We start from the raw sequence: 6,637 nt of genomic DNA, 5'->3' as shown, positions 1-6,637 counted from the left end.
GCGGTGCGATCACCGACCACTCGAAATCCGTCAGGTCAAAGCGCGCCATCTCAACCTCCAGGGCTGAGATCAGTGAATCAAAACAATGCTCCGCTGGGAATCCCCTTATGGGTATGTCACCTAGAGCGGCTATCCCACGGTTAATGAGTCTTAGTTTGTCGCCTGAGGCCAATCAGGCCGGAACGAGCAGATCCTCCATCGCGTCGGCGAGCTGGTCGGCGTGGTCGGTGGTGACACAGAGCGGCGGGCGGATCTTCAGCACATTGCCGAACTGCCCGGCGGCGCCAATGAGGATGCCCCTCGACTTCAGCCCATTGATCAGCGCCTTGGCGATGTCGGGGCGCGGTCCCGTCTCGTCGCCGAAGGCCACGCCGAGATAGAGGCCGGCTCCGCGCACGGTGGTGATCGGCGCCCTGCCCATCAGATGCGTCAGTCGCGCCTTGAGATGCCGGCCAACATGGTCGGCATTGGCGATCAGCCCGTCTTCCTCGATGGCCTCCAACACTGCCAGCGCGGCGGCGGTGGCGACCGGGCTCGCCGCGAAGGTGTTGAAATAACCGAAATCGGCGCAGAAATCGGCGAGCAACTCAGGCCGCGTCACCACGCCGGCGACCGGGTAACCATTGCCCATCGGCTTGCCCAAGGTGACGATGTCGGGCTCGACGCTATGACGCGAAAAGCCCCACATGCCGGTGCCGGTGCGCCCGAAGCCGGGCTGGACCTCATCGGCGATGAACAGTCCGCCCGCCCTGCGCGCCACCGCAACCGCCTCGCTCAGGAAACCAGGCGGGTCGGCAAACACGCCGTCGGAGGAGAAGATGCTATCGACCAGCAGCCCGGCAAAGCGGATGCCGTCCGCCTCCATCGCCGCAATGGCGCCGGCGACCGCCTCGGCAAAGCCGCGCCCGACATCGTTGCCGAAATTCGCCGGGTCGGGCGGAGACACCATGCGTACATGGGGCGGCGGCGCGCCGTTCTTGTAGGAGGATGGCGAGACCTCGGTCACCGCCGAGGTGTTGCCGTGATAGGCGGTCTGCGTCACCACGAAGCCGGTACCGCCGGATGCGCGCTTCGCGATGCGAAGGGCGAGGTCGTTGCTCTCGCTGCCGGTGCAGGTGAGCACGAGGTTCGACAGCGCCGCCGGGAAGGTGGCGAGCAGCCTCTCGGCATAGTCGTGCGAGACGTCGAACAGATAGCGCGAATGAATATTGAACTGCGCCACCTGCCGCTGCACTGCCTCCACCACCTTGGGATGGCAGTGCCCGACGGTCGGGACGTTGTTGTAGAAGTCGAGATAGCGTCGCCCGTCGGAAGCGTGAAGATAAGGCCCTTCTGCGCTCACCACCTTCAGCGGCACGTCGTAAAACAGCACCGAGCCGGCACCGAAGGCGCGCTTGCGCCGCTCCACCAGTGCGGCAATGTCGGGCGGCAGGGTGGTGCTTTCGCCGGAGAAGGCGTTGAGCGACAGGATCTGCAGTTCGGCGGCCTTGGTTTCGGTGCTCATGCCGCCCTCCCATGGGTTGCGAGGAAGGCAAGTCCAAGTGCAACCGTACCTTGCGTATAGGCCTCGCCCAGCGCCTGTGCGGTCGGCGTTTCCGCATGTGAGGCGATCCAGGCGGTCAGCAGCATGCGCCGCAGCATGATGAACACCGGCAGGATCGCGCACTCCTCATCGGAGAGCGGCGCTACCGTGCGATAGCCCTCGATCCACGCCTTTTGCAGGGCGGGGATGTAGGGCTCGTGCTCGGTGAAGCTGATGGCGGCCGCGAAGTCGTAGAGGTACCAGGAGAAACCGCAATCGTCGAAGTCGATCACCGACAGCCGGTCGCCGTCCACCAGCAAATTGGCGACGCGCATATCGGCATGCACGAGCCCGAAACGGTCCTCGTCGGTGCCGTAGGCATCAACCTTGTCCTTCAGCAGCACGGCGACTTTTTCGAGCACCGCCCGCCCGTCTCCATCAAGGCCGAGCCCATCACGCCAGTCGCCCCAGAGCAGCACCTCGCCGAGCATGGCGTCATAGTCCCAACGCTTGCGCACGAAGCCTTCCGGGCGTTCCCAGGCTTTGGCATGCGCGTGCAGCCGGGCGTTGATGGCGCCGAGCTCGCGGAACCAGCGCGGCAGGTCTTCCCCCTCTGCCGGCTCCCGGCCCGTCACCAGCTCGAAAGCAACGGCATGGCGGATCACTCCGCCCTCGTCGAGATCGGCGATCAGCGCGCTGTCGGTCTGAGGTATGGGCGTCAGCGTCGCCACCACGCCGTCGCGGCCGAGCGCCTCCAGCCAGGCGAGCTCGGACGCGATCTCGGCGCGGGTGTGGTATCCGGGCCGATGGACTCGGAACACCACGTCGCGCCCGCTTTCCGGATCGTGGGCGCGGAAAGTGGCGTTCTCGGAAATGGTGAGCAGCTTGAGCTCGGTGGCCTCCGACAGCCCCCAACGCGGCAGGGCGGCGCGCAGGCTGGTCACCAGCCGGTCGAGGAAGTCGTCGCTGTACATCGCGTCGGTCATTGTCAGAACTTCATCAGGGACTTGAGGTCGGCGAGCGCCATCACGTTGCAGTAGATCATGTTGATGATGGCGAGCTCGCGCTCGTGCAGGTCGTCGGTCGCCGCCGCGCAGCAATCCTCCAGCACCACCACGTCGAAGCTCTCATCGGCGAGGCTGCGCACAGTGGAGGACACGCACTGGTCGGTGAAGATGCCGACGCAGATCACCGTGCGGATGCCGAGATTGGCTAGGATCAGCCGCAGATTGGTGCCGGTCAGCGCGCTGTCGGTGGTCTTGATGACGGTGATCTCGTCGCCCTGAGGTGCCAGCTCGGGCACGATCTGCGACGCGTGCTCGTTCTTGGGCAGCAGCAGATTGTTGAAGCCCGGCTTCTTCTGGCTGAGCGAACGGTCGCGCCCGTCCTGCGTCCGGCAGGCGATGCGGGCGAACAGGCGTTCCATGCCCTTCGCCCGGAACAGCCCCAGCAACTCGGCGATGTTGGGGATCACCGTGCCGTGCATGCGCTCGTGGAACGGCGTCCAACCGTCGAAATGCGCGCGCTCGGCCTCGCTCGCCAGCGAAGCGCGGTTGGGACGTTCCAGATAGGTGTTCTGCACATCGATGATGAGCAGCGCGGTGGTCGCGGTGTCGAGCATCGGATCGTCCGGCTCGGGAGCCAGCGCGTAGTAGAAGGAACGGTTCTCGGTCTTCCAGTTCATGCGTCGCCTCCCCTGTGCCTGTCGAGGAAGGCAAGCAGGCGCGCATCATAGGCAGCTGGTTCCTCATAGAACGGCATGTGGCTGGAATTCTGGAACACCGCCATCTCGGCCTGCCGCAGGTTCTGCTTCATGCGCAGCGCGCAGGCGGGGGTGATCTCGTCGTGACGGCCGACGGTGATCAGCACCGGACAGGTGATGCGGGGAAGGTCCGCGGTGCGGTTCCAGTCCTTGAGTTTGCCAATATAGAGGAACTCGTTCGGCCCCTGCATGGCCATGTAGGGAGCCATGTTCCAGTCGGACAGCGAGGCTATGATCGGTGCCGGCCACTCCTGAAGCCGGCAGACATGGCGGTAGTTCAGCAGCGTGATCGCCGCTTGATATTCAGGGTGGTCATAGGTGCCGTCCGCCTCATGGGCGAGCAGCATTTCCACCGTTTCCGGGCCGAGCGCAGCGCGCAGGCGGTGCATCTCGCTCATCAGATGCGGCAGGTCGGCGGCGGTGTCCTCGAGGATCAGAGTCTTCAGCGCCTCGGGATGCTCCAGCGCATAGTCGATGGCGAGCCAGCCGCCCCAGCTATGGCCGACGAGATGCACGCGGCCGAGCCCCAGCGCCGTGCGCACCGTCTCGACCTCCGCAACATAGCGCTCGATGCGCCAGTAGGACGGATCGGTCGGCCGATCGGAAGCGCCGCAACCGAGTTGATCGAACGCCACCACCCGGCAGCCGTGCCCGGCAAGGAAGGAATGCGCGTCGCGCAGATAGTCGCACGGCAGGCCCGGCCCGCCATTGAGCAGGAACACGACCTCGTCGCCGCGGCCATAGGAATAGGCGACAACCTTATGGCCGTCGACCGTCACTTCGATCCGCTCATCGGCGGGTGTCTGCTGCCACATGGTGAAATCCTATGTCCGCGCCACCGCGACCTCGACGCCGGCGCGAGACAGCGCGCGGGCGAGCGCGCCGGTGGGCGCACGGTCGGTGACGAGGTGCTGGATGTCCGGCACCCGCGCCCAGATGGCCAGCGAGGGCACGTCGAATTTCTGGTGGTCGGAGACGATGATGGTCTCCGCCGCCCGGTTCATCATCGCCTTGTAGACCCAGGCCGCAGGCGCTTCCGCGTCGGCCAGCCCTTCCGGCGTGATGCCGGACACGCCGAGGATCGCCCGGTTGACGTTATAGTTCTGCAGGAACTCGATGGTTTCCACGCCCACCATCATGCCCTCGCGGCCATTATAGCGGCCGGGGCACACGATCACCTCGATGGTCGGGTTGGCCGCCAGCACAGTGGCCACCGAGAAAGAATGGGTGATGACCGTGAGGTTGCGGCATTCCGCGGCCATGCGGCGGGCGACATGGGTCGTCGTCGCTCCGGCACCGATGGCGATCACCTCCTGCGGTTTGATGAACTTCACCGTCCTTGCGGCGATGGCCTCGCGCTCGGCGACCATCATGCGGTGGCGCTCGGTCACCGCCGGCTCGGCGCTGAGCGGGCGCACCGCGCCGCCATAGGTGCGGTTGATCAGCCCACGCTCCTGCAATTCAAACAGGTCGCGGCGGATGGTCTCGGTCGACACATTAAGGTCGGCGGCGAGATCGCCGACCCTGAGCGTCGCCGAGGCGCGCATCTCGGCGAGGATGCGCTCCTGTCGCGCCGCCTTGTCGAGCCGCGGACGACGGCCAGTCAGCGTGTCGGAACTCTCGTTCATGCCGGTTGCCGCCGACGCAGGAGGAGCATGATCAGTCCGCCGCCGAGCAGGAGGCTCGCCGCGCCCAGCGTGGCCATCGTGCCAAGCGCCGGCACCATCGGCGTGTAGCCGGCAACCATCTTGGCATAGAGCCATTTCGGGATCGTACTGTCAGGGCCCGCCGTATAGAGCGACAGCGGGAAGTTGCTCCACGACAGCAGGAACGCGAATAGCAAGCCCGACCAGATGCCCGGCCACAGCAGCGGCAGCGTCACCTCGCGGAACACCTGGACCCGTGAGCAGCCGAGATCGTAGGCCGCCTCCTCCAGCGAGGGATCGAAGCCATAGACCTGGATGGCGATGACCAGCGTCACGACCGGTACGATCCAGACGAGATGGGCGAACACCGCCGTCATCCACGAGGTCTGGATACCGACCGCGTTGAAGCCCAGCAGCAGCGCCAACCCCAGCACCGGCTGCGGGAAGAAGATCGGCAGCACGATAAGCTTTTGGTACAGCCGCCGGCCCTTCCAGTCATAGCGGGCGAAGGCCAGCGCGCCGAAGGTGGCGATCACCACCGAGACCGCGGTGACGATGAGCGCGATGAGGATCGAGTTCTGCACGAGCACGCCGATCTCGAAGGAATCGATGGTCTTCTGCCACCACTCGGTAGCGTAGATCTTGATCGGAAAGCCGAAGTACCGGCTCTTGTTGAAGCTCGCCAGCGCACCGCAGACGATCGGCAGATAGATCGCCACGACGACGAACAGCGTCCACACCCAGATCAGGGCATTGGCGCGTCGGCGGCTGATGGCGGGTGAGGTTGCCATGTCTCAGCGCCTCCCCAGCATGCGGTCGAGATCGAGTTTGGACAGCGCGAACAGCGTCAACGCGCCGATGAACAGGCTCACCACCACGGCCAGCGCTGAGCCGAGGGGCCAGTTCTGCGAATAGGTGAAGGCGATCTCGATATCGTGCGAGATCACGATCACCGACTGTCCGCCGAGGATCTTCGCTTCCGCCGTGGCGCCGATGGCGAGCACGAAGGTGAGCAGCATGCCGATGAGAATGCCCGGCATGGCAAGCGGCAATTCGATCTCCCGCCAGATGAACACTCGCCCGGCGCCAAGATCGCGTGCGGCGTCGACAAGGTCGCGAGGTACGAGCGCGAGGCCGAGCGTCATCGGGAACAGCATGAAGGGAAGATAGGTGTAGACCATGCCGAACAGCGTCACGCCGGGCGTGTAGAGCACTTCAGGCCCGCCGGAAAATCCAAGCCATTTCAGCGTGCCGTCGAGCACGCCGTTCTTGATGAAGAACAGCACCCAGCCATAGAGGCGCACATTCTCCGATACGAAGAGCGGGAACACGAAGAACACACTGATCAGCCCGGCCCAGCGCCCGAACACCGCATTCAGGCCGTAAGCGATGGGATAGGCGATCACCGCCAGGATCGCCACAGTGAACAACGCGAAGCCGACCGACCAGGCGAAGGACAGCCACACCGTGTTCGTGGGGTCGAACAGCGTGGCAAAGTTCTCCAGTGTGAAGGAGCGGAAAACATCGAAGCTGCGCGGCGTGGCGAAGGAATAGGCAAGAATGGCGATCAGCGGCGCGAGGAACCCTACGCCAAGCAGCACGGCCACCGGCACGGCGCATTTCGCGCCCACGGAGAGCCGGCGGGCCTGCCGGATGTGTTGTGCCGTCTCTGGCGCGCGGGCGAGCGCGATATCGGCCATCACTTGC

General features: G+C 65.1%; 7 protein-coding genes. All 7 read right to left on the bottom strand.

The window, feature by feature from the left end; all coding sequences use genetic code 11:
* Positions 1-172: 172 nt before the first annotated feature.
* From ACO2RV_RS18415 to ACO2RV_RS18385, 7 genes are read right to left on the bottom strand one after another with little or no spacing between them, the layout of a single operon-like run.
* Positions 173-1,504 (bottom strand): aspartate aminotransferase family protein, encoded by a 1,332-nt coding sequence (locus ACO2RV_RS18415; protein ID WP_423295671.1) that lies wholly within the window; start codon positions 1,502-1,504, stop codon positions 173-175.
* On the bottom strand, positions 1,501-2,508 hold the full coding sequence (locus tag ACO2RV_RS18410; RefSeq protein WP_423295669.1) for a phosphotransferase enzyme family protein: 1,008 nt from the start codon (positions 2,506-2,508) through the stop codon (positions 1,501-1,503). Before ACO2RV_RS18410 ends, ACO2RV_RS18415 begins: the two co-directional genes overlap by 4 nt.
* 2 nt (positions 2,509-2,510) lie before the next feature.
* Positions 2,511-3,206 (bottom strand): cysteine hydrolase family protein, encoded by a 696-nt coding sequence (locus ACO2RV_RS18405; protein WP_423295667.1) that lies wholly within the window; start codon positions 3,204-3,206, stop codon positions 2,511-2,513.
* Entirely contained in the window at positions 3,203-4,099 is an 897-nt protein-coding gene (locus ACO2RV_RS18400; RefSeq protein WP_423295665.1) for a proline iminopeptidase-family hydrolase, read from the bottom strand. The genes ACO2RV_RS18405 and ACO2RV_RS18400 overlap by 4 nt, the downstream gene beginning before the upstream one ends.
* Positions 4,100-4,108: 9 nt before the next feature.
* Positions 4,109-4,912 (bottom strand): DeoR/GlpR family DNA-binding transcription regulator, encoded by an 804-nt coding sequence (locus ACO2RV_RS18395; protein ID WP_423295663.1) that lies wholly within the window; start codon positions 4,910-4,912, stop codon positions 4,109-4,111.
* Positions 4,909-5,721 (bottom strand): ABC transporter permease, encoded by an 813-nt coding sequence (locus ACO2RV_RS18390; protein WP_423295661.1) that lies wholly within the window; start codon positions 5,719-5,721, stop codon positions 4,909-4,911. Before ACO2RV_RS18390 ends, ACO2RV_RS18395 begins: the two co-directional genes overlap by 4 nt.
* Before the next feature lie 3 nt (positions 5,722-5,724).
* The gene (locus ACO2RV_RS18385) at positions 5,725-6,630 is read right to left on the bottom strand and encodes an ABC transporter permease (protein ID WP_423295659.1); all 906 of its coding nucleotides are present in this window, start codon (positions 6,628-6,630) and stop codon (positions 5,725-5,727) included.
* Positions 6,631-6,637 lie beyond the last annotated feature (7 nt).

Origin of the sequence: Ancylobacter sp. VNQ12, from assembly GCF_049445835.1 — a bacterium.
Taxonomy (GTDB): domain Bacteria; phylum Pseudomonadota; class Alphaproteobacteria; order Rhizobiales; family Xanthobacteraceae; genus Ancylobacter.
The sequence above is the reverse complement of the archived record's forward strand: the minus strand, read 5'-3'. Positions and strand labels throughout refer to the sequence as shown.